Origin of the sequence: Pandoraea soli, assembly GCF_902459595.1 — a bacterium.
Taxonomy (GTDB): domain Bacteria; phylum Pseudomonadota; class Gammaproteobacteria; order Burkholderiales; family Burkholderiaceae; genus Pandoraea; species Pandoraea cepalis.
The window spans coordinates 78,981-105,615 of record NZ_CABPSG010000005.1; the positions used below are offsets into that span (position 1 = coordinate 78,981).

26 protein-coding genes are annotated in these 26,635 nt (G+C 60.5%); 14 read left to right on the forward strand and 12 right to left on the reverse strand.

What is annotated here, in order from left to right; genetic code table 11:
• Window positions 1-180: 180 nt before the first annotated feature.
• From PSO31014_RS10690 to PSO31014_RS10700, 3 genes are all read right to left on the reverse strand, one after another.
• Window positions 181-729 (reverse strand): MarR family winged helix-turn-helix transcriptional regulator, encoded by a 549-nt coding sequence (locus PSO31014_RS10690; RefSeq protein WP_150551606.1) that lies wholly within the window; start codon window positions 727-729, stop codon window positions 181-183.
• 4 nt (window positions 730-733) lie between these two features.
• A complete protein-coding gene (locus PSO31014_RS10695; protein WP_150551607.1) occupies window positions 734-2,329 on the reverse strand; it encodes an MDR family MFS transporter in 1,596 nt (531 codons plus the stop codon).
• A 206-nt stretch (window positions 2,330-2,535) separates the two neighbouring features.
• Window positions 2,536-3,393, reverse strand: a complete 858-nt coding sequence (locus tag PSO31014_RS10700; protein WP_150551608.1) for an alpha/beta hydrolase — start codon at window positions 3,391-3,393, stop codon at window positions 2,536-2,538.
• A 125-nt stretch (window positions 3,394-3,518) separates the two neighbouring features.
• Here PSO31014_RS10700 and PSO31014_RS10705 point away from each other — a divergent pair, with 125 nt between their 5' ends.
• The 5 genes from PSO31014_RS10705 (at window position 3,519) to PSO31014_RS10725 (ending at window position 8,466) form a co-directional block, all read left to right on the forward strand.
• On the forward strand, window positions 3,519-4,292 hold the full coding sequence (locus PSO31014_RS10705; RefSeq protein ID WP_150551609.1) for an AraC family transcriptional regulator: 774 nt from the start codon (window positions 3,519-3,521) through the stop codon (window positions 4,290-4,292).
• Window positions 4,293-4,412: 120 nt separating this feature from the next.
• Window positions 4,413-4,877 carry a RidA family protein gene (locus PSO31014_RS10710; protein WP_150551610.1) on the forward strand — a complete coding sequence of 155 codons (465 nt, stop codon included), beginning with the start codon at window positions 4,413-4,415 and terminating at the stop codon, window positions 4,875-4,877.
• Window positions 4,874-6,265 (forward strand): adenylosuccinate synthetase, encoded by a 1,392-nt coding sequence (locus PSO31014_RS10715; protein ID WP_150551611.1) that lies wholly within the window; start codon window positions 4,874-4,876, stop codon window positions 6,263-6,265. Before PSO31014_RS10710 ends, PSO31014_RS10715 begins: the two co-directional genes overlap by 4 nt.
• On the forward strand, window positions 6,255-6,875 hold the full coding sequence (locus tag PSO31014_RS10720; protein ID WP_174976472.1) for a pyridoxamine 5'-phosphate oxidase family protein: 621 nt from the start codon (window positions 6,255-6,257) through the stop codon (window positions 6,873-6,875). The genes PSO31014_RS10715 and PSO31014_RS10720 overlap by 11 nt, the downstream gene beginning before the upstream one ends.
• A 217-nt stretch (window positions 6,876-7,092) precedes the next feature.
• Window positions 7,093-8,466 carry an MFS transporter gene (locus PSO31014_RS10725; RefSeq protein WP_150551613.1) on the forward strand — a complete coding sequence of 458 codons (1,374 nt, stop codon included), beginning with the start codon at window positions 7,093-7,095 and terminating at the stop codon, window positions 8,464-8,466.
• Between the two features lie 166 nt (window positions 8,467-8,632).
• Here PSO31014_RS10725 and PSO31014_RS10730 read toward each other — a convergent pair whose 3' ends face one another.
• Window positions 8,633-9,202 (reverse strand): YdeI/OmpD-associated family protein, encoded by a 570-nt coding sequence (locus PSO31014_RS10730; RefSeq protein ID WP_150551614.1) that lies wholly within the window; start codon window positions 9,200-9,202, stop codon window positions 8,633-8,635.
• Between the two features lie 229 nt (window positions 9,203-9,431).
• Here PSO31014_RS10730 and PSO31014_RS10735 point away from each other — a divergent pair, with 229 nt between their 5' ends.
• Window positions 9,432-10,175: an SDR family NAD(P)-dependent oxidoreductase gene (locus PSO31014_RS10735; RefSeq protein WP_246176602.1), complete on the forward strand. Its 744-nt coding sequence runs from the start codon at window positions 9,432-9,434 to the stop codon at window positions 10,173-10,175.
• A 182-nt stretch (window positions 10,176-10,357) separates the two neighbouring features.
• Here PSO31014_RS10735 and argC read toward each other — a convergent pair whose 3' ends face one another.
• Complete coding sequence (argC, locus tag PSO31014_RS10740) at window positions 10,358-11,287, reverse strand: N-acetyl-gamma-glutamyl-phosphate reductase (protein ID WP_150551616.1); 930 nt, start codon at window positions 11,285-11,287, stop codon at window positions 10,358-10,360.
• A 136-nt stretch (window positions 11,288-11,423) separates the two neighbouring features.
• Here argC and PSO31014_RS10745 point away from each other — a divergent pair, with 136 nt between their 5' ends.
• The gene (locus tag PSO31014_RS10745) at window positions 11,424-12,308 is read left to right on the forward strand and encodes a LysR family transcriptional regulator (RefSeq protein WP_150551617.1); all 885 of its coding nucleotides are present in this window, start codon (window positions 11,424-11,426) and stop codon (window positions 12,306-12,308) included.
• A gap of 135 nt (window positions 12,309-12,443) precedes the next feature.
• Here PSO31014_RS10745 and PSO31014_RS10750 read toward each other — a convergent pair whose 3' ends face one another.
• Entirely contained in the window at window positions 12,444-12,881 is a 438-nt protein-coding gene (locus PSO31014_RS10750; RefSeq protein WP_150551618.1) for an Rrf2 family transcriptional regulator, read from the reverse strand.
• Between the two features lie 81 nt (window positions 12,882-12,962).
• On the opposite strand from PSO31014_RS10750, the gene PSO31014_RS10755 reads away from it, so the two are divergent.
• The 3 genes from PSO31014_RS10755 (at window position 12,963) to PSO31014_RS10765 (ending at window position 15,685) form a co-directional block, all read left to right on the forward strand.
• Window positions 12,963-13,940 carry an alpha/beta fold hydrolase gene (locus tag PSO31014_RS10755; RefSeq protein ID WP_150551619.1) on the forward strand — a complete coding sequence of 326 codons (978 nt, stop codon included), beginning with the start codon at window positions 12,963-12,965 and terminating at the stop codon, window positions 13,938-13,940.
• Window positions 13,941-14,832: 892 nt separating this feature from the next.
• On the forward strand, window positions 14,833-15,177 hold the full coding sequence (locus tag PSO31014_RS10760) for an ArsR/SmtB family transcription factor (protein ID WP_150551620.1): 345 nt from the start codon (window positions 14,833-14,835) through the stop codon (window positions 15,175-15,177).
• Window positions 15,167-15,685 carry an SRPBCC family protein gene (locus tag PSO31014_RS10765; protein WP_150551621.1) on the forward strand — a complete coding sequence of 173 codons (519 nt, stop codon included), beginning with the start codon at window positions 15,167-15,169 and terminating at the stop codon, window positions 15,683-15,685. Before PSO31014_RS10760 ends, PSO31014_RS10765 begins: the two co-directional genes overlap by 11 nt.
• A 222-nt stretch (window positions 15,686-15,907) precedes the next feature.
• On the opposite strand, the gene PSO31014_RS10770 is transcribed toward PSO31014_RS10765, so the two are convergent.
• Window positions 15,908-16,798, reverse strand: a complete 891-nt coding sequence (locus tag PSO31014_RS10770) for an alpha/beta fold hydrolase (protein ID WP_150551622.1) — start codon at window positions 16,796-16,798, stop codon at window positions 15,908-15,910.
• 176 nt (window positions 16,799-16,974) lie between these two features.
• Complete coding sequence (locus PSO31014_RS10775) at window positions 16,975-17,586, reverse strand: TetR/AcrR family transcriptional regulator (protein ID WP_246176585.1); 612 nt, start codon at window positions 17,584-17,586, stop codon at window positions 16,975-16,977.
• A gap of 280 nt (window positions 17,587-17,866) precedes the next feature.
• On the opposite strand from PSO31014_RS10775, the gene PSO31014_RS10780 reads away from it, so the two are divergent.
• Window positions 17,867-19,579 carry a SulP family inorganic anion transporter gene (locus tag PSO31014_RS10780; RefSeq protein WP_150551623.1) on the forward strand — a complete coding sequence of 571 codons (1,713 nt, stop codon included), beginning with the start codon at window positions 17,867-17,869 and terminating at the stop codon, window positions 19,577-19,579.
• 187 nt (window positions 19,580-19,766) lie between these two features.
• On the opposite strand, the gene PSO31014_RS10785 is transcribed toward PSO31014_RS10780, so the two are convergent.
• The 3 genes from PSO31014_RS10785 to PSO31014_RS10795 all read right to left on the reverse strand — a co-directional run bounded on the left by PSO31014_RS10785 (window position 19,767) and on the right by PSO31014_RS10795 (window position 21,834).
• Window positions 19,767-20,339: an NADPH-dependent FMN reductase gene (locus PSO31014_RS10785; protein ID WP_150551624.1), complete on the reverse strand. Its 573-nt coding sequence runs from the start codon at window positions 20,337-20,339 to the stop codon at window positions 19,767-19,769.
• A 188-nt stretch (window positions 20,340-20,527) separates the two neighbouring features.
• Complete coding sequence (locus PSO31014_RS10790) at window positions 20,528-20,956, reverse strand: GFA family protein (protein WP_150551625.1); 429 nt, start codon at window positions 20,954-20,956, stop codon at window positions 20,528-20,530.
• A 92-nt stretch (window positions 20,957-21,048) separates the two neighbouring features.
• Window positions 21,049-21,834, reverse strand: a complete 786-nt coding sequence (locus PSO31014_RS10795) for an IclR family transcriptional regulator (protein ID WP_150551626.1) — start codon at window positions 21,832-21,834, stop codon at window positions 21,049-21,051.
• A gap of 288 nt (window positions 21,835-22,122) precedes the next feature.
• Between PSO31014_RS10795 and PSO31014_RS10800 the strand changes: the two genes are divergently transcribed.
• The 3 genes from PSO31014_RS10800 to PSO31014_RS10810 are packed head-to-tail and all read left to right on the forward strand — an operon-like array spanning window position 22,123 to window position 25,647.
• Window positions 22,123-23,757, forward strand: a complete 1,635-nt coding sequence (locus tag PSO31014_RS10800; RefSeq protein WP_150551627.1) for an AMP-binding protein — start codon at window positions 22,123-22,125, stop codon at window positions 23,755-23,757.
• On the forward strand, window positions 23,750-24,529 hold the full coding sequence (locus PSO31014_RS10805; RefSeq protein WP_150551628.1) for an enoyl-CoA hydratase/isomerase family protein: 780 nt from the start codon (window positions 23,750-23,752) through the stop codon (window positions 24,527-24,529). Before PSO31014_RS10800 ends, PSO31014_RS10805 begins: the two co-directional genes overlap by 8 nt.
• A 53-nt stretch (window positions 24,530-24,582) precedes the next feature.
• Window positions 24,583-25,647 carry an ABC transporter substrate-binding protein gene (locus PSO31014_RS10810; RefSeq protein ID WP_150551629.1) on the forward strand — a complete coding sequence of 355 codons (1,065 nt, stop codon included), beginning with the start codon at window positions 24,583-24,585 and terminating at the stop codon, window positions 25,645-25,647.
• A 16-nt stretch (window positions 25,648-25,663) separates the two neighbouring features.
• Here the strand turns inward: PSO31014_RS10810 and PSO31014_RS10815 are convergent, their stop codons facing one another.
• Window positions 25,664-26,566: a LysR substrate-binding domain-containing protein gene (locus PSO31014_RS10815; protein ID WP_150551630.1), complete on the reverse strand. Its 903-nt coding sequence runs from the start codon at window positions 26,564-26,566 to the stop codon at window positions 25,664-25,666.
• Window positions 26,567-26,635 lie beyond the last annotated feature (69 nt).

Below are 26,635 nucleotides of genomic sequence, written 5' to 3' on the forward strand. Positions count from 1 at the left end.
GCAACGCAACGCGTATCGCTTCAGCCACTGTTGCGCGCGCTACAACGACAAAGCCGCCCGATGTGAACTGCCCCGCGAGGTTGGACGCGAATCCAACCGTTGGGATGCAGCTCACGATGGGCGGCTTTTTTACGTCCGACACGGTCGCGATGTGCGCAATGGCGTGTCGCGACGAGGCGCTTACGTTCGACTTCGCGACGCGCGTTTGCCGGGTGATGTGGCTAACGCCGGCGGCGTCTCGACGTGCGCGGGTCGCGTCGCATCGCCACTCGACTTCGCGTCCGTATCGGTCGCTTTCGCTCGCGACGCCACCGACTTGAACTGCGCCTCCAGATGGCCGAGCGCGCTTTCCAGCGTTGCGATCTCGGCGGGTGTCATGCCTTCGAGCGCATCGTCGAAGAACGCCTGGCGGCGCGGCGTCGCCTCGTCGTACACGGCCGTGCCTGCGGCGGTGAGCGTGACGTTCGTGAGGCGGTTGTCATGCGGATCGGTCGCGCGAGACAGCCAGCCGAGCGCTTCCATCGATTTCAACTGACGCGTGAGCGACGCCGGATCGAGACGGCAATGTTCCGCGAGAAACTTCTGAGAACAGGTACCCCGCTCGGCCAGCGCGAGAATGATTCGCCAGCGCGGCAGCGGGTGTCCGACCTGAGCGTCGAAGGCGGCCATCATGGCGCGATAGGTCTGGCCGAGTTGCTGGATAACGTTGCGTCTTTGCGGTGTGGGCATCGCATCACTCCCCGACGGGCGGCTGCGGCTTGGCGCCGCGCGTCAGACGAATAAGCGGCACGCGCTTGACGAACCACAGACCGGCGAGCGCTGCCGCGAGCGACATCATTTGCCCGTTGTGGATGGCGGCAACGAGCGACGTGCGCGCCGATTCGATGAAGAGCGCGCCGTTCTGCCCCAGGGGCGCGAGCGCGCTAAGGAACTCGCTTTGCGATTGCGCATTGACGAGGATCTGCGGATCGGAGAGCTGCGGGGTCCATTGCGTGCCACCGTTGGCGGCGAGGGCATCCGTCACACGGCCGGTGTAGCTGTGATTCACGAGCGTACCGACGATGGCCGTGCCGAGCATCCCCCCGATCATGCGCAGCGATTGCATGAGCGCGGTGGCGATGCCCAGGTGCGCGGGCCCGGCGACTTCCTGGGCAAAGACCGTGAGGTTCGGCATGACGAAACCGAGGCCCAGTCCGGCGAACAGCATGTAGGTGGCGATCAGGCCGTGCGGCGTGCCGCGATGCGTGGTGATGACGCCGGCACATGCGAGCGCGAGCAGGAAGAAGCCGCCGTAGAGCATCACGTTTGGATTTGGCAGGCGCGTGATGAGGCGGCCGTTCACGATGCTGCCGACGGTGATACACACGACCATCGGCGTGATCAGCAGACCGGTTTCGCGCGGCGAGAGGCCGAAGCCGCCCTGGAGCAGCAACGGCGCGTAGAACAGCACCCCGAACATGGTGAAGCCGGCGAAGGCCGACAGCACGAAGAGCGGCGCGAGTTTCCTGTCGCGAAACATTTCGAACGGCACGATCGGATGCGACGTGCGTCGCTCCCACCAGTAAAGCGCATACGACGAGATCGCCAACACGACGAGCAACATGAGCACGCCGCGCGAGAGGCCATCGGCGGGCAGCCATTCGACGAGCATTTGCAGGCTACCGAGCGTGGCGGTGATCAGGAGGGCGCCGAGCCAGTCGAGGCTCGCCTTGCCATGCCCGCCGGCGCGCATATGCGGCAGATGGCGGCCGACAAACCACAGACCGAGCAGACCCACCGGCAGGTTGACGTAGAAGACCGAGCGCCAGCCGTAGGCTTCGGTGAGGAAACCGCCGAGCGAGGGCCCGATGGCGTTGGCGATCCCGAAGGCGGAGCTGAGCATGACCTGCCAGCGCAAACGCACGTGGGGATCGGGAAACAGCTCGGGGATGCAGGCAAACGCGGTGCCGACGAGCATGCCGCCGCCGATACCTTGCAGCGCGCGCGCGATGACGAGGAACAACATGCTGTTCGAGGCGCCGCACAGGACCGATGCGGCGGTGAAGATGATGATGGCCGCAACGACGAAGGGCTTGCGTCCGTAAAAGTCGCCGAGCCGACCGAAGATCGGCACGGTGATGACGGAGGTCAGGAGATACGAGGTTGCGACCCAGGCGTAGTACTCGAAACCCTTGAGTTCAGAGACGATGGTCGGCAGCGCGGTACCGACCACTGTCTGGTCGAGCGCCACCATCATCGTGCAGAAACACAGGCCGAGCATCGCCACGATCGATTGCCGGAACGGCAATACCTGCCCCGCCGAATGCGGGGTATTGGGACTGGGAGCCATTTTTTGACGGATCAATGTTTGATCAGTCAATGATTTTAGCACGTTGAGCAGGAGGGGCGATTGGCTCGCGTATGGCGACCGGTGACGATCGCGCCTGGCACGCAATAACGCGTCAGCAGCAACCACTCCCGAGCGGCGGTCGCCGGCCATAGTCCGTCGATCACGAAGATTGCGACGCATGGCCGGGCACGCAATGCCGCAGATGATTATCGGGCGTTGATCATAGAGAGAATCGCGCTCGACAGTTCGCTCCCCGCCTCCCCCACTCGGTCGACGGCATCAAAATGATGGCCGTCACGCTGACGCACGATCTGGACGTCAAAACCGTGGTCGTTCAGTATTGTCTGGAACTGTGCCTGAAGCCGATGAAATTCATCCGACTCGTCTCCGCCCACACTGAGGATGTAGGTGAGGGGCACTTTAGGGAGATGACGGATAGGGCTGAAGGCGACCACGTCATCTTCATCGAGCTGAACCGCCTTGTTCAGATAGCACAGGCGTATCGGCTCAAGGTCGTAAAGACCGCTGATGGCACACGCCCCCTTGATCAAATCGGGAGGGGCATCGTACGACGCCCAGTCAGTGCCTGCCAACGCCGCCGTCAAATGGCCGCCCGCCGAGCTACCGCAAACATAAATTGCGTCGCGATCGATGCCAAGGCTCGTGGCATTTCGGTATAGGTGTAGCATTGCCCGACGATTGTCGTCGACGATATCTCCCATCCGCACATCCGGCGCCAAGCGATAGTTCACGACAACAAAGTTGATGTCGTTGGCCTGATATAGACCGGCCAGCGCGCTGAAATCGGATTTATCCAGCGATTGCCAGTAGCCGCCATGAATGAACACGAGCGTTGGCCGGCCTTGCCTCAGCGCTGGAAACAGATCGTAGGTCTGCTTTGCCTCGCTGCCGTACGCGACATCCCCCCTGAAAGTCTTGGCGCGACGGAAGGCCTCGCCAGTGCGGGCCCAACGAGAAAAAATTTCGAGATGATCGGGAATGCCCGCGCGAACGTTGTACTGACGATCCAACGCCTCTTGATCAAATGAACGGTAAACCGGCATGCTAGCCTCACTTATCGGAATGGAAGTCGATCTCGCGCCGCATCGTTACGGCGCAAATTCCGAATCTAAGAGACACACGACGCCGCGGCGCGCGGACAAGTGTCAAGCTATGACGAGGTTACGCCATGTTCGGAAAAAGTGAGGATCGAGACGATTACCAGCAGATCGCGCGGCCGGTAGGCGGTATGGCTCGCGACTTGCCGGATCGCTTCTTCATCGATTATCACGAACACATCCGTGGGCAACTGATCTATGCAAGCACCGGTGCCATTGTCGTGACCACCGCGAAAGGCAACTGGGTCGTACCGTCGCTTCGCGCTGTCTGGGTACCGCCGAGCGTCAGGCACTGCATGCAGGCCGTCGGCGCGATCGAGATGCGCACGCTTTATTTCGATGCCGATCGTGCCCCGCTTCGCTCAAGCAATTGCTGCGTCGTATCGGTGTCGCCACTGCTGCGCGAACTCATCGACGCCGTCACCCGGATGCCTGTCGACTATGCGCCCAACAGCAGGGATGCGGCCGTCGTAGACCTGCTGTTTCACGAGATTCGACCGCTGAGCATCGAGCCGCTGCACCTCCCCATGCCGTCGGACGAACGCATCGCCCGCATTTGCCGGTGGATTCTTTCGAATCCCGCGGAAGAGACGTCTGTCGCAGCGTGGAGCAAAGTCGTGGGCGCGAGCGAGCGCACCATCATCCGATTGTTTCCCGAACAGACCGGCATGACCTTTACGCGCTGGCGGCAACAGGCCCGGTTGCTCGTGGCCGTGCAGATGCTGAGCGCGCAACATTCCGTGACGGAAATCGCCTTGTCGCTCGGCTACGACAGTACAAGCGCTTTCAGCGCGATGTTCCGCAAGGCACTCGGTTGCACGCCGACGGAATTTTTCAAGCCCTGAGTCCCTTGATGTCGATTGGCGCAATCGCGATAAACGTCTGCATCGCCGCTACATTCCCCACTGCCCGGATCATCCAGAATTGAAAGGCAGCCGCAGCCGCGGCGCCATTCTGGAGATCTCATGAACATCTACGAACGCATCACCGCAGCCGGGCTGGCATTGCCGAGTCTTTCGGTGACACCGGCCCCTTTCAAGCCATTCAAATTGCATGGCAACACGCTCATCGTCTCCGGACAATTGCCGGTGCGAAACGGCGCGCCCGTTTGGGTCGGCAAAGTGCCTTCCGACGTTTCGACCGACGACGCGCGAAGTGCGGCGAGGCTGTGCGTCATGAATCTTCTTGGTTGGGTCCAGGTTGCCACCGACGGACGGTTCGATCGCGTCGAGAGCGTGCTGCGGGTGGGTGGATTCGTCGCGACATCCGAAGGATTTGCCGACGCGCCGTTTATCGTGAACGCGGCATCAGAGCTATTGACGCAGCTCTTCGGCGAGGCGGGAGCGCACGCCCGCATCGCCATCGGTGTGGCAAGTCTGCCATTCAATGCGCCCGTCGAGGTGGAAGCCACGTTCGCCCTCGCCTCATGAGCGCCTCCCCGGGATATGCCGATGTCCTTGTCGGCCTTCAGTACGGCGATGAAGGAAAAGCCAAGGTCGTCGACATGCTTGCTGCCGATTACGACATCGTCGCCCGCTTCAATGGTGGTGCGAACGCGGGCCACACGTTAGAGACCCCACACGGACGCGCCCGACTCGCCCAGGTGCCTTCAGGCGTGTTTCATTCGGGAAAGTTGCTCTACATCGGCTCTGGATGCGTGGTCAATCTGACGAAACTCGCCAATGAGATCACCACGCTTCAAAACGCGGGCGTTCAGTTGGCAACGCGGCTGTACTTGAGCGCACATTGCGCGGTCATTCAGCCCACGCATCTCGAACTCGATGCGGGACAAGGGGCCTGCATCGGCACGACCGGGAACGGCATTGGTCCGTGCTATGCGGACTTGTCGCTCCGTTGGCAGCGCGGCGTACGCACCGTGGTACAGATTCGCGATCTGGTCGCCGACGAAGCGGGCGCGTTCGAGCAGATGGCACGTTACGCGGCTTTACACGACAACTCCACGGAAGCCCAAGCCGCGACAGCCGCCTCGATTGCGGGCATGCGCGCGGCATGGCAAGCCCTGCAGAGCACGATCGTCGTCGCGGACTCGCGATGGCTGACGCGCAGGGTCAAGGGCGGGGCCCGCGTCCTGTTCGAAGGCGCCCAGTCCGTGATGCTCGACGTCAGCGGCGGACAACAGCCTTATGTCACCGCCAGTCATACGGCGCCGGCATTTGCCTTCGTCGGTGGCGATCTTCCCAGTCAATATCACCGCAAGACGATCGGTGTCGCGAAGGCCATTGCTTCGCGCGTCGGCGCGGGGCCGTTTCGCTCCGAATTCGGAGGAGACCAGTCAGCCCGCTATTGCGCAGACGCCGAGCTGCGCGGTATTGGTTGGCGTGAAGAACAAGACCGATTCAACGCTCACGAAATGCTGGGGTCGGAGGATGAGTTCGCGGTCGGCGTCGCCCTTCGCCTGTTGACGAGAGAATACGGCACTGGCAGCGGACGGCCGCGCCGTCTTGGGCGACTCGACCTTGCCGAGCTGGCCGCGGTCATCGAGCGCCATGGCGTGGACGAACTATATCTGAACAAGTGCGACTGCCTGTCGCTGTTCTCAAAGACACGCGACGGTCGGATTCCCGTTCTGGTCGACGAGGCACGGGAAGGTCGGTGGGTTCCGACAATCCGCCACTTCCCCGCATTCGACGCCCTCCCGGATACCCCGCTTGCCTTCTCTTTGCTTCCCTCGTCATTGCAACAATTTGTCCTGGCGGTCCAGGAGATGACGGCATGTCGCGTCGCGGGCATCGGGGTGGGGCCCGGGCGAGAACAACAACTCATCATTTCAACAGGAGATATGGATTATGACGCCTGAATATCTGGATAACGCAATGCGCCGAACGGATCTGACGTGGACCGATTGGCCTGCCATCGAAGCGTTTTTGCGCGACGAGCTGATCTGTCGTGTGGCTGTGAACGACAAGCCGTTTCCCTACGTGGTGCCACAGAGCTTTACGTTTACAGGCGACGCCTTCCTGATTCACTGCTCGCGATTCGGAAAATTTTCCCAACTGATCCAGGAAGATCCGCACATTGTCATCGTGATCGATCGCCCCGTCGCATTGCTCAAAGCGCCCAAAGGGCAGAACACCAGTCTTGAGTACTACAGCGTCATCGCGCGATGCAAAGCTTTCACCCGCATGGAAACACAGGACGTGATTGCGCATCAGAACCAGGCATTGGGGAAATTTCGCCCGGAAAACGACTACACCGCCATCGAACCGGGGGCCGCGAATCAGATCGTGGCCATTCGATGTCTGATCGAGAGCCTGAGCGCGAAGAAGCGCATTCTCGCAGACGGCCAGTATTCGCCGCCGGGCCAGCCTCAAGCACCTTACGTTCGCTATCCGTTCGAGCGGGGGGCGTGCGTATCGGGCCTCCCGGAAGGAGCCTTCGATCCTCATCGTTTCAGTCGCACAAAATAATCGCGTTGGGAATCGCGTTGGGCAGTTTGGGCACGCGCGCCGTCGCTTGCGTTGCAGCGTTCCGCGTGATCCCGTAGCGTCATCTTGGCGTAACTCCGATTGCATACGACATTTTCCCGCGCGCCTCACTAGTTTTGGCGGCCCACATTGACGAATGTCGGTACCGATCTCCGGTACTGACATATTCCACGGGATCGGCAAAAACGGAGGAGGTTGAATGAAAATGCAATCGATTGAAGTCGGTCGTGTAACGGCTGCCCAACGCCTGGAGCGACTGCCCGTCTGTGGGTATCACCGATGGCTGTTTCTCGTCATAGCGCTAGCGTTCTTCTTCGACAATATCGATCTGGCCACCATGACGTTCGTTCTCGGATCGATCAAGGCCGACTTCGCACTTACCAATGTGCAGGCGGGGATGATCGGTAGCGCGAGCTTCGTCGGCATGGCGATCGGCGCAATCTGCTCGGGCATTGCTGCCGACCGCTTCGGACGAAAGCCGGTGTTTCAGATCAGCATGGTGGTCTGGGGACTGGGCAGCGTGCTCTGTGCCATCGCATCGGGGCCGGTCGAGTTGAGTGCGTACCGGTTGCTGCTCGGGATCGGCATGGGAATGGAGTTACCGCTCGCGCAAACCTTGCTGTCGGAGTTCATTCCCACCGACAAGCGAGGTAAATATCTGGCGTTGATGGACGGTAATTGGCCCATCGCTTTCATCAGTGCCGGACTGCTTTCCTACTACGTCCTGTCGCACCACGGTTGGCGCGTCTTGTTCGCCCTGGAGGCCGTGCCCGCGCTGTTCCTGTTCGTCATTCGCCGCTATGTACCGGAGTCGCCTCGTTGGCTGGAATCGCAGGGACGGTATGCCGAGGCTGATGCGGTTGTGGCACGCGTGGAGCAGTCGGTCATGCGCCGACTTCACCTGAATGTCCTGCCCCACGTTCCACCGATCGCCGCGGAGAGTCTGCTCGAGGAGCGCGGCATGCGAGTCATATGGTCGGCGAACTACCGCGTTCGCGCGCTGGTCGTCGGTACGCTCTGGTTCTTCGCGCTTCTCGGATTCTACGGTTTGAATACATGGCTTGGCGCGCTGCAGCAGGCGAGCGGGGTCGCAGTCACGCAGTCCGTTCTGTTCACGGTCTGTATCTCGCTCGGCGGCATTCCCGGCTTCCTTGTCGCCGCGTGGTCGGTAGAACGTCTAGGGCGAAAGTTGACGTGCGTCGGCACGCTCGTTGGCGGCGCGTTCGCCACCTATGTTTTCGGCCAGGTGTTGCAGGCCGGGGCTGACCAGTGGCCGAGTTATGTGGCAGGGGCGAGCATGCAATTCTTCGCATTTGGTATGTGGGCGGTCCTCTATGCCTATACACCGGAATTGTTTCCTTCGCGGGCGCGCGCCACGGGGTGCGGATACGCCTCGTTCTGCGGTCGAATCGGCGCGTTGTTGGGCCCGACGCTCGTGGGGGCGATCGTCACCTGGTCAACGAGCGACGCCGTATTTCTGTTCGGGGCGGCTTGTTTCGGCATTGCCGCCGCGTGCGTTTGGTTCTTCGGCGTTGAAACGAAGGGCATTCAACTGGAGACGGTCTCGACCTGATCTGTTCGCTCGCGCGTGGTTGCGGAGCGTAACGCTTCGCCCCATCTCCGCACGACCAAATAGCAGCGTCGGGGCCTCGACGCACGGCACGTAGCGCGCGCAGCGGGTTGCCCACCCTGCGCGCGGCAACGTCCGGCGACTTTGTTTGGATGTTGAACTGCCCGACTTAGGGATGAATGGTTTCACCGCGATTCAGCATGCCGATGAACTCCTCGATCCTGCGCCCCCGCGTCGCGGGCTTTTTGGCATTCTGTATCCGAAACAGGATCGCATAGCGGTTTCGGCCGCTCAGCGTCGCAAAGAACGCGCTGGCCTTGGGATTGGCATCCAATGCGACCTGCAGGTCGTCCGGCACGACCGAGTTGCTGGCCGATGCATAGGCCGCCTCCCAGCGGCCGTCCGCTTTGGCTCGCTCGATTTCCCGCATGCCGGAAGGCGACATTCTGCCTGCGGCGATCAGCGTTTCGGCCCGCTCTTTGTTGAGCCGGGACCAGATACTTTTTGCGGAACGTCGCGTGAAGCGTTGCAACCAGTATTCATCACATTCAGTCTTTTTTTGACCGTCGATCCAGCCATGACAAAGGGCACTTTCCAGCGCCTGCTCGTACGTCAATGTCTGCTGCCCGGCGCCCTTTTTGGCCAAGCGTAGCCATATCCCGGTCGACGTACCGTCGTTTTTCGTCAACCAGTTTTCCCATTCATTCTGGTCAAGGCATGTCAGACGAGGTTCAGTCATGGAGAGACCTGAGTGATTGCATTCACGCAGCGAGGCTTCTTCATTCGCCGTTGCCGGCGGGCAGGTATCGGCCAGTTTGAGACGATCGACACAGTAGCCTCGATCGTCGACAATCGAGGGACGAACATCAGGTGGCGTCCGTCATCGATCGGCCTTTACGGTCATCATGTCAAAGGTCATGAGTACGACCTCCGCCATTCCAAGAACGCTACACTTTATACCAGCCTCCGTGAAAACTCCGTCCCCTGTCGCTCTTGTCACTGGCTCGACTTCTGGTATTGGTGCCGCGATCGCGCGGCGACTTTCAAAAGACGGCTTCTCAATCGTCCTGCATTCGCGCAGTTCGGCGCCTGCAGGTCATGCGTTGGCCCGGGAACTCGGAGCGGCAGCTTATGTGCAAGCCGATCTGGCCGATGACGCGGACAGAGTAAAGCTCATCCGTGAAGCGATTGCCGTATGGGGCCGACTCGACGTTCTGGTCAATAACGCGGGGATCAGTCGCGTTATCCCCCATGGGGATCTGGCAGCGGCCACGCCGGACGTATGGCGGGAGCTACATGAAGTCAATGTTGTTGCCCCGTTCCGCCTAGTAACCGAAGCGCAATCCGCACTGCGTGAAGCGGCCACACGCGGGAAGCCCGGTTGCGTCGTAAACGTGAGTTCACATGCCGGCGTCCGACCAAAGGGGGCGTCCATACCTTACGCAGCGACTAAAGCGGCGTTAAACCACGTGACTCGCTTGCTCGCTGTTTCGCTTGCCCCAGACATTCGCGTGAATGCTGTCGCTCCTGGTTTGGTCGATACACCTCTCACGGCGGACTGGACGCAAGCTCAGCAACTTTGGAAGGAACGGGCGCCTATGCGTAGGGCAGCTAGTCCCGAGGATATTGCTCAGGCTGTTGCATTTCTAGTCGACTCAGATTATCTGACGGGGGAAATTCTGCTCTCGGATGGGGGATTGAATCTCACGTAGCAAGCGCGTGACGACTGACTGGCTGCTTTGGAGAAACCTGAAGGACTGTTGTGGGTCGGACACAGCCCGTGGACCGATACCCCTTACCGAGCAGAACGAATCGTTCGACGGCCACAAACAGATGCGCCAACCGTCGTTGGCACATCCGCTCGTAGCCGAACGCCATCTCAAGCCGGCGACACCTAGTGCGCCGCGAGCATCAGGTTCAGGTTCTGAACCGCGGCGCCGGACGCGCCTTTGCCAAGGTTGTCGAAAACGGCTGCCAGCAAGATATGTCCGTCGTCCACGTTTTGAAACACGCTTAATTGCATGTCGTTCGTACCGTTCAGCACTTGTGGATCCAAGTGCTCCACGGCGTTCGATTCATGCAGCGGCAAGACCCGCACGTGATCCGCCTCAGCATAGTGGCGAGCAAGGGTGGTGTGTAGCGCCGCGCCGTCCACGCCGGGTGCCAGCAACCGCACCGCCAGGGGCACCGTCAGCACGATGCCCTGACGGAACGCTCCGTATGCCGGGACGAAAATAGGACGCTGCGCGAGCCCCGCGTGCTGTTGGATTTCCGGCGCGTGCTTGTGCGCGAGTTTCAGGCCATAAACCTGGTATGACGGCGCGTTAGCGGCGCCCGCCCCCTCATATTCCTCCACGCCCGCCCGTCCGCGCCCGGAGTAGCCGGAGACCGCGTGAATGCTGATCGGGTAATCGCGCGGGATGAGCCCGGCCTGCACCAATGGCCCCAGCAAGCCAAGCGCACCAGTCGGATAGCAACCGGGGTTGGTGACGCGGCGTGCGCTGGCAATTCGCTCGGCCTGCCCCGGCGCCATCTCCGGAAATCCGTAGACCCAGTCCGGCTGTGTCCGGTGCGCGGAGCTGGCGTCGATGACCCTAACCGCAGGATTGACAATCGCGGCCACTGCCTCGCGTGCCGCGGCATCCGGCAAACAGAGGATCGCGATGTCGCAGGCGTTGATGAATTCCGCGCGACGCCGCAAATCCTTGCGCTCCGCGGCATCAAGCGTCATCAGTCTGATGTCGGTCCGGTTACGGAGCCGTTCCTGGATCAGCAACCCGGTGGTGCCTTGATCGCCGTCGATGAATACAACGGGAGAGCTCATGCGTGAAATACTCCGTTGACTTTGAATGGTAAGCAGAAAAAATGAGCACGAGTCCCTATATTCCGCGGACGGATAGAATAGGGAAAGTTGAATTTCATAACGTGATCATTCAGTTTTTCTGACTTCGTACGCCGACATGCGAGAAATCAGCCTGGACCGCTTGCGCACCCTCGTGGCCATCGCAGACCGCGGCTCATTTGCCGAGGCGGCACGTGCATTGCACCTGGCACCGCCAACGGTCAGCCTCCACATCGCGGAACTTGAAGAGCGCATTGGAGCGCCTCTTCTGTCGCGCAAGCGCGGACATGTCAGGCCGTCGGCGATAGGCGAGGTGCTGGTGGAGCGCGCGCGTCGCTTGCTGGCGGATGCGGAGCAGGCGTTGGCGGATATTCAACGCCAGGTGCAGGGACTCGAAGGGCGCGTGCGGATCGGGGCTTCGACTGGCGCGATCGCGCACCTGTTACCGCAAGCGCTTGAGGTGCTGCGCCAGCACCATCCCGCCATCGACGTTCACGTTGCAGTGCTTACGTCACGGGAAACGTTGTCCGGACTGGTGGATGGAACGCTGGACGTTGGGCTCGTTGCGCTGCCTCAGCCACCCGAGGCTGGACTCGTGATCACGCCTTGGAGGCGCGACCCCGTGATGGCTTTTGTGCCGGCACATTGGCAGTGCCCCGCCCGCGTCACGCCCGCATGGCTCGCTGGCCAACCGCTCATTCTCAACGACGCGACAACGCGTCTTTCGCAACTGACGGCGGAGTGGTTCGCGACCGGGGGGCATCAACCGGTGCCCCGCATCGAGCTTAACTACAATGACGCGATCAAGAGTCTGGTCGCGGCAGGATACGGCGCCGCGCTGTTACCCCATGAGGCGACGGCGCCATTACCCGACAAGCGCGTCGTCATGCGCCCATTGCGGCCGGCGTTGTGGCGCCGGCTCGGCATTGCCCATCGCGCGGGGCACATCGAGCGCTCCACGCAACACGTACTTGATGTGTTGCGGGATTTGCGAATGGCATAGGCGTTGCGCTGCGTGCTTCACACTCGACACAACATTAACGAAGCATGACGGATGGACGTGCGGCTCGAAAGCACAACGCACAGTGTAGCCAACCGATCCTGAGCGCGCCCGCATCGTGTTTCATTGCGCTGGAGATCACTTAAACCTTTTGCCCGACTTCGAACTCGTCACGTCGTACGCAATCTCGATAACTCGCTTCTCCCCAAGCAATCGCAACAAGGTGCTTTCTGTTAAATCCAACGCCTCGTTGATGTGACAGTTCACAGCTGCCTCCACCGGACACTCGGGATTGTCATCAGACGGGCCGATCACGAACGGCGCGGTGTGCCCAATGGCCTCATACACGTCTCTTACCGTGAGATCGTTTAGGTCGCATGCGAGAACCCATCCGCCGCCACGTCCACCGGTCGAATTCACATAGCCTGATTCGCGAAGTGCCGCCATAGTTCGTCGAACAAGAACAGGGTTCGTGTGAAGCATCAGCGCAATCGTCGCAGAGGTAGTCACACCTCCACGAAGGTGCATGTGTATGAGGATGTGCAGAAGTCGAACCAGCCGGGTATCGGATTGCATGATGGAACGTTTGTTTATACGTAACTTATAATGTTACACTTAATGAAGGTCCTTTGTTAAACCGCCTCCGCAAGATCAATCATGCCCGCATATCGTCGAAGATTTCTGGAAGCCAACGGAATTCGCATGCACGTCGCAGAGCAAGGCGACGGTCCTTTGGTGCTCCTTTGCCACGGCTTTCCGGAGACATCGCATGCCTGGCGCCATCAACTGGATGCACTTGCACATGCCGGTTTCCATGCGATAGCGCCAGATCTGCGCGGTTACGGGGCCAGCGATTGTCCAGCAGCAATCGAACAGTACACGACGCTGGATGTTGTCGGGGACTTGGTGACGCTGGTCGATGTGCTTGGAGCACGCGACGCCGTCATCGTGGGCAACGACTGGGGTGCGACCGTCGCCTGGCAGGCTGCGTTGCTTCGGCCCGACCGCTTTCGCGCAGTCGCAGCGCTGGGCGTGCCAATGATCGGCCGGGCGCCGATGATGCCAAGCCGGCTCTTTCCGCAGACCGACCAAGTGTGGTTCTATACGCATTATTTTTCCGAACCTGGGTTGGCCGAAAGCGAACTTGAGCGCGACATTGCCACGACACTACGAAAGATCTATTTTTCCGCATCCGGCGACATTGGGGAACGCGACACCAATACACCCAATCCGTTTGGACTCTTGCAGAGAAAAAGTGGGCTGCTCGACGCCTTGATTAACCCGCCCCAATTGCCCGCGTGGCTCTCACACGCCGACCTTGAAGCGTTTGTGCAAGCATTCAGCGTTTCTGGCTTTCAAGGCGGATTGAATTATTACCGCAACCTGGACCGCAATTGGGAATTGCAATCCGCATTTGACGGCATGCTGGTCGAGGTTCCTGCCCTTTACCTCGTCGGCGAGCGAGACCCTGGCCTGGCGATTCCGGGTATGCACCAAATCATCAGAGGCATGTCCGAGATCGTGCCAAATCTGGCGGGAACTCAAATCGTTCCGCGAGCCGGGCATTGGTTGCAGCAGGAGGTGCCGGAACTCGTCAACGCAGCCTTGATTGCGTTTCTCCGAGATCTTCGTTGACCGCTTGCGCGATTTGACAGTTTGACTACGGTCAACGGACATTTCGCTCTCGAATCGGATCGTCGGAGAAGGGGCGGAAACGGCCGGTCACATAGGACCGTTACCGGCCAGAAGCAGTCTCTCGAACACTATCGATCATGAATCTTCAATCAATCGGCGTCCAGGTAACTAGCACTCGAACCGTCGGCCAGTGCGTTTGGCATTCTTGCTCGCTAACCACGATGCACCTGCATGACGTCCTTTCGTTGCTGCCAGTCGGCGGCGAGCTTTCTGTGCCGGATGTTGGGCTGGCGGAGTGCTTTCGTGAGGCTCGACGCGGAGTCGACGGGTTCGAAATCAAGCGCGGCTGCCACGGGGCGCACGGAACCTGGCGCTCGGCATCACTGGTAGAGGTTGAAGCGTGGCTTCTTCCTGGCATAGAGGTTGCGGCGCGTGCACGCCAGTTGGGCTACGAATTAGCTGCCGTGATGCTCCCAGCGTGATTCAAAGTCGCTTCAGTGAGTGACTGCAAAGGGTCGCAAGCAGATGCTTGTGATAGGCCGCAATCGGCCAGGACGCGCATCGGACGTGGCTCCTATCAGCAATAAGTCAAACGGCGACTTTGCGTCCGCCATCGGCCATTCGGCAACGCATTTTGATCGCTTGATTGTTTCAATCGGTTGGCATCGGTGCAGCCGCATGACTTGGCGTGCGCTAATCGTTTCCGTATCAACGGGGCTTCATGCGCGAGCCGCGTCAAGACGTCAGCGAATATGCGCCAGCTTTCCCCAAAAGACAGCAGCCAACGACCTCAGCATCGTAGGCAAGTTCGTCCGACACCGCGAACGCGCGCCCAACATGCCCCCAAGACTTGCTATTGCGCCTCCCGATAAGCTCACGTATAGTTAGCCAAATGGATAACTATGGAATTGCGCTGAACTCGGTCTTTCACGCACTGGCAGACCCTACGCGCAGGGCAGTTATTCAACGGCTCGGCGTAGGGCCCGCGACGGTGAGTGAGTTGGCAGAACCCTTCGACATGGCTCTGCCGTCATTCATGAAGCATGTGCGGGTACTGGAAGACACCGGCTTGATTCGCTCGAGCAAGGCCGGCAGAACTCGCACATGCATGCTCGATCGCCAGAATCTGGCGGCCGCCGAACGGTGGTTTGCCGAGCAGCACGCGATCTGGGCAAGCAGGTACGACAACCTGGACAACTTGTTGGAAAAACTCCAAGGACAAGACAATGAAAGCTGACCTTCGATTTGATTTCGTCGTCGACATGAAAAAAAACAGCATCACGGTGAGGCGGGAATTCGCAGCAGGACGCCAACTGGTGTGGGATTGCCATACAAAGCGTGAATTGCTCGACCAATGGTTCGCGCCCAAGCCGCTCACCACCCGGACAAAGCACATGGAGTTCAAGGAAGGCGGCTATTGGCACTACGCCATGACGACTCCCGACGGGGAATCATTCTGGAACCGTCTGGACTACCAGGCAATCAATCCGATCGATGGCTACGTAGCGCTCGACGGTTTTTGTGATGAAACGGGCGTCGTGAATCCCAGCCTGCCGAGGGCACGCTGGGACGTCGCTTTCGCCGATGCGAAAGAACGGACTCTTGTGACCACCGTTGTGCTCTACAACTCGCCGGCCGATGTGCAAAAAGCCATCGAGATGGGATTGAAGGACGGTCTGACGGCCACCCTCGAACGACTCGACGAGTTGCTGCTCACCATCGTACCGCCAGAAGCGCGCGTATAAGGACTACCGTCAGCCCCCTGGCCAACAGCGGAAAATATCCATCACTTTCCGCGCTTGGCCAGACGGCGACAAGGCGATCAACGCCCCCATCGCAGACAATCGGCACATGGGCGAGCCGTGGACCCGACTGGCGTCTGGGGCAACGGTGAGGTACAACGGTGCCCGGCGCGCAGGCGGAAAACACACAGATTCGCGTGCGACGAGCGGCAGGTCATCCGTCATTCAGACTGAACCGAAGAACCTCGCCAAGGCGTGCGCTACGGCCTCAGGCTGCTCCTCGGGCTGAAAGTGTCCGCAATTCACGATGGTCTCGCCGCTCACCTCATCTGCGAATGGGTGGAGTGCAGCCGACATATCCGGGATCGACCCCTGGTCTGCACTGAGGCCGAGTACCGGCATCTTGAGCTTCCGGTCGTGCGACAGCGCACGGTTCTGTTCGACCGAAAGCGCCGCGGCGCGATAGAACGCGAGCCCCGCGCGCATTCCGCCAGGCGCGCAGTAGGTCCTCAGATACTCGGCAATTTCGTCCTCGCCGTAACATGCCGGATTGGCCGCCTTGCTCCAGAAGAACCATTCGAGATAGGCTCTTTCCCGACCGGCAAGCAGAATCTCCGGAAGATCCGGGACGGCGTGAAAGGAGAAATGCCAAGTCTTCCACGACAGCTTGGAAGACGACGGCAGCATGTCCGGGAGGGTGATGCCTGGAATGCCCGCATCCATCAGCGCCAGCGCCTCGACTTCCTCGCTGAATAGGTGCGCGTACGGAAACGCCACCCATGCGCCGACGTCATGCGCGGCGATACTGTATCGCTTGATGCCGAGATGATTCACAAGGTCGTGCACACGTTGTGCGACGGTTTGCGTGTCATAGCCGTCGAGCGGTCGATCACTATCGCCTTGGCCCGGCAAATCGATGGCGACGACACGAAAGTCGTTGCCAAGCAACGGCATGACCTTGCGCCACGCGTACCAACTCTCGGGAAATCCGGCGATGAGGACGACGGTACGTTCTGCCTTCGCGCCACCGTCGACATAGTGGAAGCGCAGGCCATTCACGGTAGCAAATCGATGTTCAAAACCGGCGGGAGCGGCCGGCAGTACGCCATGTGTCATGACGGAGTCCTTTTCGAATAGCGCAGCGCGCCGGTCATCGCTGTCAGTGCGATCACGCCACATACGCTGCCGGTGTATGAACAGATGGAAAGGTCGGTGCTGCCTTCGCTACGCGGTAAGCCGCGACTGGAGGTGAGCCCGACCGGCACGAGCGCAAAAAATCTAGCGGTTCATGGTCACTCCAGGACTTTGAGTGCTAGGGCAACAAATGCGTCCGCATCATCGCTGAATGCACTGGCTTTTCCGAGCACGCGCATGCCCTGCAACAGCGCAAGCAACACATCTGCCACGGTCGCGGGATCGCTTGCGGTAGTGATCGAGCCGTCGGCCTGCCCTTGGGCGACCAGTCTGGCCAATAGATCTCGACGCTGCGCAAGCTGGCCCCGCAACGCATCGCCGACCCGAGAGAATTGAGGCAGCTCGGCGACGCCCGCCACCAGCAGACAGCCGAGTTTGCCCTCCTTTCCTTGGCTCAGCCGGGCATATAGGCCAAGCAGCGCTGTGATGCTGGCGCGTGCGTTCTCCGCGCCTTTTATCATGGCGCTGACCTCCGCCTCGCGCCGGGCGATATAAAGCTCGAGCGCTTTGGCAAAGATCCCTTCCTTGTCCAGATACGCCTTGTAAAGGCTTCCGGCCGTCAGGCCGGTAGCCTGCTGGAGATCGCTAATTCCGGTGGCCGAATATCCCGAAGCACTGAATAGCGCGATGGCGCGACTAAGCACTCGCTCTTCGTCGAATTCTCTAGGCCGCCCCCGGGGCCGGCTTGCAACAGCCTGGATCATCTTCATCGCATCTATTTAGGAAACGATCACATCCTAAATTCTCTTTCTCATGTTGTCAATCGGCCGGGAGACAGGCTATCTCGAGGCCTGGCAGGATGGGCATGCGGAGCGCCTATCGCGTCGAATTCGCCTGGACAACGGACGCATGCAGCCGGCAAAACTCAACTTGCGAGTGCCGTAACGAACTCGAGGAATCTTGTTACGAACAAATCCGGAGATAATGGCTCGTCAGCGTGTGACGCCTTGACTGTTATCAACCGCCGTAAATTCGATAACGCCCCTCGATATGACTATCGATACCGGCCATGCCGCCGCCGTACAGCTTCAGAAGCCATCCACTTATACGAGTTCGGTCGAGGCGCCCCCACCACGACGGGTTCGTATTGGGCGTGACGTACTGGCCGGCGTTTCGATAGCAGGACTCTTGCTGCCCGAGGCCATTGCCTATGCGGGTATCGCTGGACTTCCACCGCAGGCGGGCCTGATTGCGCTGCTCACCGGGCTGGTCGTCTATGGGCTAACGGGCAGTAGCCGATTCGCGATCGTATCGGGAACATCCTCATCCGCAGCCGTGCTCGCCGCCACCGTGGGGGCAGGCGACGGGGGCATCGGTGCGCAGCTCGCCTACGCCGCCGCCCTCGTTGCGGCGACGGGCATTCTTTTCCTGCTGGCCGGCGGGGCGCGTTTGGGCGCCATGTCGGACTTTGTCTCGAAGCCGGTCTTGCGCGGCTTTGCGTTCGGACTGGCGCTGACGATTGCCATCAAGCAACTGCCGACGATACTCGGCGTGCATTCGCATTACACCGATACGCTGCGAATTGCCTTCGATCTTGCTCGGCAAGCGCCAAGTTGGAATTTCTTTAGCGTGGCGCTGGGGGCGGCTGCGCTGGCCATCCTTTTCGGGCTGGGCCGAAGTGCCCGCATGCCGGCGACGCTGGCTGTGATTGTGCTAGGCATCGCGTTGGGGTACCGGATCGACTGGCATGCACATGGCATTGGCACCGTTGGCGCGATCGATTTTCACGATATGACGGTCGGCCTGCCACGGTTCGACCGCTCACAGTGGCTGCAAACCGCGGAACTCGCGTTTGCGTTGATGCTGATTCTGTATGCGGAATCGTACGGGTCGATCCGCAGCTTCGCGCTAAAGCATGGCGATGTCGTGTCGGCCAACCGGGACCTCATGGCGCTCGGCTGCGCAAATCTTGTCTCCGGATTACTGCACGGGATGCCGGTGGGTGCAGGCTACTCGGCGACTTCCGCCAACGAAGCCGCCGGCGCGCAGACCCGCTTCGCGGGGTTATTTGCCGCGGCGGTCATTGCGCTGATCGTGCTGATGCTGTTACCGCAGTTGTCTCGCACGCCTGAACCGGTGCTCGCTGCGATCGTCATTTATGCGGTCAGTCACTCATTGCACCCGGACGTGTTCAAGCCGTACTGGACGTGGCAACGTGACAGACTTGTCGTAATAGCGGCGCTGCTGGCTGTGCTCGTGTTTGGCATACTTCACGGCTTGCTGGTCGCCATCGGGGTGAGCCTTCTGCTAACACTGCGTAACTTGTCTGAGCCGGCGGTCTCGGTGCTCGGGCGCCTGAGAGATAGCCACGATTTCGTCGACATCTCCGCACACACGGACGCGACACCCATCCCCGGCATCACGATCGTACGGCCAGAGGTTCCCCTCTTCTTCGCCAATGCCGAACGCGTGCTCAGTAAGGTGCGTTTAATGCTGCGGGGGCAGTCGACGTCGGTGCAGACGGTAATGCTGAGTCTCGAAGAAACACCCGATGTCGATAGTTCAGTGATCGAAGCGCTGCGCATCTTCTCCGCCGAATTGACGTCGCGTGGACAGCGGCTGCTCCTGGTGCGGCTCAAGCCGCGCGCGCTGGCCGTGCTTGAGCGAGCCGCCGACGAGACGCTGCCGCGTAGCGCGCTATGGGAGTTGAGCGTCGATAAATGCGTGCAGTCGCTTGCGCCTGAAATGGGCCAGAAGGGCTGACGAAAACTCCGGAGAAGAGGCTCGCAAACGGCATTTCTTGCCGTAACGATTCAGCCGGCCCGCGAGGCGGCGTGTATCGAATGAGACTCGAATGTTTGGATCTGCCCGCGTCGTTTGATGCAGTAAGCAGACATGGCTGCCGATTTTTTGACAGGTCGCTGCGGTCGCCGTAGATCGCTATCGGCCATCAAGAGACGTTCGAGACGGCATGACTTCCATGCCCACATGTCTGTTGAGAATGAACCGTAGCCACGAAAGCCAGCAGAAATCCGCTCATCTCAGACTGCCACTCAGGTAACTTCAGAATGTTTTTGATTTCCTGTGGCGTTTTGCCGATCAGCGGGATGCGCAAAAATACGTCGTCGAGAAATCTATCGCTGACAGTGGACAGAACTAGCCGGAGCGATCCGAGCATGTCATCGCCGCGATGAGATGCATGTGCCAGCGCAATGGGCTTTCCAATGACTTCGAATCGCGAGACCATCCAGTCTATTGCATTCTTTAGTCCTCCCGGAATAGCGCGAACGTACTCGGGGCTGGCAATAATGAGTCCCTCGCATCCGGACACGAGCGTCAGGAATTCCAGCACTTCGGCTGGCGTCTGTTGCCCTTCCAGGTCAGGGGAAAAGACCGGCAATGTGTCGAGGCGATGGAATACCGATATCTCGACGCCCTCAGGGGCAACGTCTTTCAATGCCAACAGCAGCGCCGTGTTGACGGAATCACGGCGGGCACTGCCGGAGATGGTTAAGAGCTTCATCTGGTTTTCCTGGCGAGACAATCACCTCCTGGGCGGAGGGCTGACGATTTGTGGGGTCGCGTTGAGCCAAGCCAAGCATGATAGAGAAAAGCGGACATTCCTGCGATTCTCACGGATGTTCGCTTGGGGTTGTGGATTCAACAAAGAGTAGACCTTCGCCCGTTTGTGTGTCGACGTCCTCAGCCTGACTAACCAACGTAAGTCGGTCCGTCCCATCCATCGAGGTACTTTGGCAGTTTGTCATCCACGTCGATGATCCTATGCCGATAGAACAGATGCATCGTCGCCCGCATTGGTTCGGGCAACTCACCGCCCGCCGCTCGCGCAACAAAGCTGTTAGGAATGACTAACATGCCGAGGCGGTTCGTGCCAAACACTGTTTCGCCGCAATGGGGGCAAAACGCGCGCGACAGTTGCTTTGTCGGATGTGCAAATTTCGAGAGGCTACCGGTGACCACCGCGACTCGCTCGGGTTGCCATGCAGTTGCCGACAACATCGAAGTCCCGTAGAAATCCCGGCAGGACTGGCAATGACAGTTCGCTCTTGCTTCCGGTTGGCCTTTTAACTGGATATTGACGGTGCCACACAGGCACCGCAGGGAGTTTGGTTCGGTCATATTGGCTCCGAGTTGTGAGGCGGAAGTATATATAGTTGAATGCTCGGTTTGAGCAAGGCGCACTGTCACCTGCCGGCTGTGGATTCAACCGGTCACCCCGCCGACGCCCCTTTCGCCGCAGCAACAACAAGCGGCACAAGCTCTGCAAGCGCCGCCTTTTCCGAATACCGTGACGACAGCGTCGAGAGGTTAATCGCGGCGATGGCGCGACCCGAGAAATCGAAAACAGGTGCAGAGATCGACAGGCTGTCTTCATCGAAGCTCTTCGCCGTCAATGAAAATCCTGCGCTGGCCACCTTCGCCAGCATCGCAACGATATCGTCGTCATGCTTACCCGCGAATCGCTCACGCGCGGCGTCGGGCATGCGTGCGATGAGGGATCGCACCTCGGCTTCGCTGCGTTGGCACAGTAACACCTGACCGGATGACGACGAGAGCGCCGCAAAGCGGCTGCCCACCGACAACGTGATCGACGCCAGATGCACGCTCGGCACATTGCCAATGACCACGATCTCGTCGCCGTCCAGTTCCACCCACGAAACCGTCTCGCGTGTGTCTTTCGCCAATTGCGACAGCAATGGATAGCTACGCTCGAGCGCGGCATTCGCGCCGATCATGCTGTGTACGAACCGGAACACCTTGGCGGAAACGGAATAGAGCTTCGACGCGGGATCGCGTCGCAAATAGCCGAGGCGGTGCAACGTGTAGACGAAGCGTTGCGTTGCGCTTCGCCCAAGACCGCTCATCTCGGTGATATCGGCAATCGACAGTTGCTGGCTCGACTGATCGAACGTCTCCATCACACGCATCGCCTTGGCGACCGAGGCAACGTAAAGACGCTCGTCCAGCTCGGCTTCTTCGGACAGGGGCAAGGTCAAGATCGCGACTCCTCGACACGAACGAGAGAACTTTCATCGGGCGGCACGGCCGTCTCCCCCACTGGCGAGACGCGTCGCGCTCATACGCGCCCACACACGCTTACGTGCGCCCAAGTGCAGCCACGGGTAAACCACACCTTTGCGATGAATATTCTCGCGACTAGGATTTAGTGAAATTGGAATGCAATTTTTGTAATTACATCCCAATTATACGAATTCCGACGTCAAACACAAGCGATGTCGACATTCATGTTCATCCACTCGCGACATCGTTCCTATCACCGCCCCATGAGCCAGCCCACACCCGTCTTGCACACGCACGTCGACATCGCTTCGGTGCCGGACGAAACCATCGCGGCCACCCTCGCCCGCCGCGCCGAGACAACCCCCGACGCGGTGTATTGCCGAATCAACGACGACGTCATGACGCTGGGAGAGTTGGCACGACGCGTCGATCGCCTGGCCGACGTCCTGAGCGCGCAAGGGCTGCGTCATGGCGACCGGGTTGCGCTCATGCTGCCGAGCCACCCCGATCATCTCGTTGCGATCTTCGCGCTGACCAAGCTGGGGCTCGTACGTGTGCCCGTCAATGTCCATCTCGTCGGCGCGTCGCTCTCCCATCTGTTCGACCATCTGGCGCCCAAGGCCTTGTTGGCCGACCGCCAATATGCCGAAGCCCTCGGGCACGACATCGACAAGGTCGATCAGATGCTCTGGCGCGATGAGGTCTTCGCGAACCACTCGAACATGGATGCCGATGCGGACGCAGATACAGACAACCGCAGCGACGCCAAGCATTCCGTCGTTGTCGCCGACGACATCCTTGCCCTCACGCCCAGCTCCGGCACCACGGGCGCCCCCAAGGGCGTGCTCAAATCGGATCGCACGCTTCGCGCCGGCGCGATGGCTATCCTGCGACTGACGGGCGCGCAACCCGGCGACACGTTCCTGCTCTGGGAAGCATTGCACCACGGCGCCGGGGTTGCGGTTGCAATTTCCGCGCTGCTCGGCGGCACACAACTGGCGATGGTGGAGCGCTTCAGCGCGTCGCGTTTCTGGGACGACGCGCGACGTTACGGCGTCACGCATATCCACTATCTGGGTAGCGTTCTGCCGATGTTGCTCAACCAGCCACCGCGAAGCGATGACCGGCAGCACAGCGTGCGTGTCGCCTGGGGCGGCGGTTGCCCCGCGGAACTCTGGACGTCGTTTGCGCAGCGCTTCGGCGTCGAGATGCGAGAGGGCTACGGCCTGTCGGAACTGACCACCTTCGTGACGGTGAATCCCGACGGACCGGCGGGGTCGATCGGCAAGCCCCTCACCTATTTCGACGTCGCGCTCACCGACGAGAGCGGGCACCTCGTGGCACCGGGCGAGATCGGCGAGATCACCGTGCGGGGACGCGTCCCCGGGCTGGGTTTTCTCGGCTACTTCCGCAATGTCGACGCTGAATCGTCGGCCCGACGCGGCGAGTGGTTTCTGACCGGAGATCTCGCGCGCCAGGATGCGCACGGCTACCTGTATTTCGCGGGGCGGCGCAAGGATATGGTGCGTCGTCGCGGCATCAATATCGCCGCGTGGGAGGTCGAGCGCGTTTTCGCGGAACATCCCGCCATCGAAGAGACCGCGCTCGTCGGCGTGCCATCCGCCCTGGGTGAGGACGAGCTGAAGTTGTTCGTGCGACTCCGGGCCGGACACGCCGTTGCACCGCTCGACTTGATCCAATGGTGCGAATCACGAATGCCTTATTTCCAGATTCCGCGCTACGTCAGTTTCATCGACGAGTTCCCCAAAACCCCGACGCAACGTATCCGCAAGAACGATCTCGCGCGCTCGGTCGACGGGGTATGGGATCTCGAGTCGTCCGGCTACACGCTGGCGAAAACTCGCACCAGTGCTCGCGACAGAGGCCGTCATGCCTGAGCTGATCGTCGAAGCGATCCGCCCCGGTGTCATCATCGTGCGCATCAATCGCCCCGAAAAGCGCAATGCCTGCAACCGGGCGGTGTGGCAAGGCATTGCCGACGCCGTCAATGGACTCGCGCAAGGCAACGAAACGCGCGCCGTGATCCTGACCGGCACGGGAGAACATTTCTGCGCCGGCGACGACATCCTTGCCTACAACGCCGCCAAATCCTCTCCGAGCGCCGCGCAGCAGCACCGCGATGCCATCGAGGCGGCATACAAGGCGCTGCTCGACGCCCCGTTCCCCGTGCTCGCAGCGGTACGAGGGGCCTGCGTCGGTGGCGCGGTCAGTCTTGCGATGTGCTGCGATTTCCGAATCGCCCATACGTCGGCGCGCGTATCGATTCCTGCGGCAAAGCTCAGCCTTGTTTACCCCACGGCGCATGTGCAGCGTCTCGTGCACCTCGTCGGTCTGTCGTCCGCACGGCGTTGGTTGTACACCGCCGAATTCGTCCATGCCCAGCGCGCGACGCATGCCGGCTTCTTCGATCTCATGACCGATGGCGATGTCGTCGAAGCAGCGATCGTGTTTGCAGGTCCCATGCTCGACAAGGCGCCGCTGTCGTTGCGTGGAAGCAAGATGCAGCTCAACGCGATCAGCACGGATACGCTCGGCGACGTAGGCGCCGCCTTGGACGCGCAGATCGCCACGATTGAAAACTCCGAGGACTATCGCGAAGCCGTGCGGTCGTTCCGCGACAAATCCATGCCTCGATTCACGGGACGCTGACCCAACGGTGCCCCTTTGTCCCCATCCACCGCCTCACGCATAGGAGCGTCAACATGAGCAGCACCCACAGTGTTAAGCGCCGCGCCATCATCAAGTCGATCGGCGGACTTGTCGCAACCGGCGCACTCTCGCCAATGGCGCGGGCGCAAAGCGACAAACGCATCGTCGTCAGCGACCCCGGGGGGCCGTATGCCCTCGCCTATCGCAAGGCCTTTTACGATCCCTTCGAGAAAGCCACCGGCATTCAAGTCGTCAACATTGCACGAGACTCGCAGCCACTGGCGCAGTTCTCCGCGATGGTGAAGACCAAGAACTTCATGTGGGATGTCACGACACTCACACTGTCAGCCGACGTGTTGCCCCTCGAAGAACAAGGCTTTCTCGAACCGATTGGTCTGGACAGCAAGCAATTCCCCGGCTTGCTGCCCGACGCGGTGCGCCCCGATTGGCTCGGCGTCAACGTTTATGGCACCGTTCTCGCGTATCGCAAGGACAAGTACGGCGCCAAGGGCCCGACGAGTCTTCGCGATATGTGGGACGTGGCCCGTTTCCCCGGCTCGCGATCCTTGCGCAGAAGCCCGGTCGACTCGCTCGAACAGGCCTTGATGGCCGACGGCGTGCCGCGCGACAAGCTCTACCCGCTCGACGTCGACCGCGCCTTTCGCAGCCTCGACAAGATCAAGCCCCATGTCGCGGTCTGGTGGAGCACCGGCGCACAGGCCTCTCAACTCCTTCAAAACGGCGACGTGGACCAGATCATCACCTGGACGTCGCGCGCGCAGGCGTCCATCGACAGTGGCGCCCCGGTCGCCATCGTCTGGAACGACGCCACTTACGCGATCGAGGGATGGGGGATTCCGAAAGGCTCGCCGCGCGCCGAATTGGCGAAGGCCTTTGTCAGGTTCTGTGCCGACCCGGTACGCCAATCCGTCATGCCCCAATACGTGGCCACCGGCCCGACGAACCGCGATGCCTTCAAGTTCATCGATCCGGCGCGTGCGGCCCTGCTGCCGACCGCGCCTGACAACGTCAAGCTCGCGGTCAATCAAAACGCAGCATGGTGGGACAAGAATCGCCGGGCCGTCACCGAGCGCTTCAACAACTGGTTGATTGCCTGATCACACGACGCAACGCCTACGCCCTGAGCATGCGACATTCCGCGCTCAGGGCGAGCAGATTCGGATCGCGCTCGCGGTTCTTCGCAAGCACCAACACGATATTCTGGCTGCGCGCATAGCGTTGCGTGAGCGGAATCAACTGCACCTTCGGACTGAAATCCGCAACGCGTCGCGGCAGCAGCGCGTACCCGATGCCACCGCTCACGAGATTGATCAGCGAAAAGATATCGCCCACCTGCATGGCAATGTCCGGCGCGAATCCCGCGAGATCAAAGGCCGATTTGAAATCGTGATACGTCGCGAATTCGTCGCCGAGCGACACGAACTTCTCATGGCGCACGGCCCTGAGGTCGATGGCCGTCTCTTTCGCATACGGCGAGCCCAGCGGCGCCGCGAAGAGAATGTCGTCCTCGAACATGGGGATGACCAATAGGTCCGGACTCTTCGGCGGTGCGCCGAGGGCAATGACGATCGCGTCCAACAGACCGTCGTCCAGCTTGGACATCAGATCGCGATTCGACCCCAGCGTAAGATCGATATCCAAAGCAGGTCGGCGCATTTTCAACCCGACCAGCAATCGCGGAATCGTCCCGACCGTCATCGAGTACAGCCCGCCGATCTTGAGTCGCGTCGACGTGAATCCGGCCGCCTCACGCGTGCGCTGCACACCGGTCTCGCACTCGCTCAACATGCGTGCCGCATGCTCGGAGAACACATACGCCGTCGCCAACGGAATCAGCTTTCGACCGTCCTTCTTGAACAACGGACACCGGAGCCCGGCCTCCAGCGAGTGGAGCGCACGGTGCACGCTCACCGTGCTCTGACCCAGCACTTCCGATACCCGGGCCATATTCCCCAGCGCCATGAACGCCTGAAAGACTTCCAGCTTCTTCAGGGTGATGCCGTCGTCAATTGCCATGCTCGCGCCTCATTTCGTTTCAGTACGTTCGCTTCGAACCGCCCAATTATTACCCTAAAGCTAACGAAC